General features: G+C 48.1%; 1 protein-coding gene. It reads right to left on the minus strand.

Annotation, left to right across the window (positions count from 1 at the left end):
* Positions 1–163 precede the first annotated feature (163 nt).
* A partial coding sequence (locus B3W37_RS14265; RefSeq protein ID WP_483176192.1) for a glycosyl hydrolase family 18 protein occupies positions 164–931 on the minus strand: 768 nt, incomplete at its 5' end.

The following is a 931-nucleotide window of genomic DNA, read 5'->3' on the forward strand; positions in this document are numbered from 1 at the left end:
GGGAATTATGCAAAACTCTCAATATAGATAGATATTAATGTTAAACCCGCTATCTACATTATCTATTCAGGTTTTAAACCCTTAAACAAATTTTTCAGCATTATCAAAACAGAAAAAAGCCTGTTCTTTAACCTAAGTTAAAGAACAGGCGCAAAGGGTTTATTTATTTCCGTACAATATTATCCCCCAGCGCTTTCCATTCACCATCGCCCACCAGTCCCAGCCGCCATAAGGCAATACCTCCCAGGTTGTGATCGATAGCCAGATTGAGCTTAGCGGTGATACTGGCGTCTGATTCATTAGCCACCGCAATGCCCAGCAAAAGCTTGTCGGCAGGAACGGCGGCGGCCAGCTGGATGGCTTGCTCCACTTTATCGGTCGGTTCTGGTTTCGGTCCATAATCGTAAGCCATGATGATTATACGATCAGCCCAACTCCCCAGTGCGGCATAGTCGTAACCGGGATAGGCACTGTTGGGAGCATGCAGGGTCAGGGTCAAAGTCTTGCCGGAGGAATGCAGCTGTACGGCCAGATCTTTGACAAAGGAGGTGTAATCTGAACGCACTTTGCTTAACTCGGCAGGCGTATCATTCCAGCCCAATCCTTCAAAATCAAGGTTAACGCCATCAAATTGTGCAGCCTCGGCCACCAAACTACTTATGGCCAGATTTCTGGCCTCAATATTATTCATCATTTTTCTAATCCGGGCATTATTATCAGTCATCTGTACGCACATCTGGGTTTTAAGCCCATAGCCGGCGGCAGCCGTTAATACGTCATTCCAGGAATCAGGCCGCTGCCAGCCGGTATCGCTCCGGGTCAGCAACTGCCCCTGTTCATCCATACTGTACCATCCCAGCGCCAGCTCATTTATCAAATATGTATTTCCGGCGGTGCTCTGCGGATAGGGGGCGGAAAACAGATCGGTCCA

The sequence above is a fragment of the Syntrophomonas sp. UBA5494 genome, assembly GCF_002426325.1.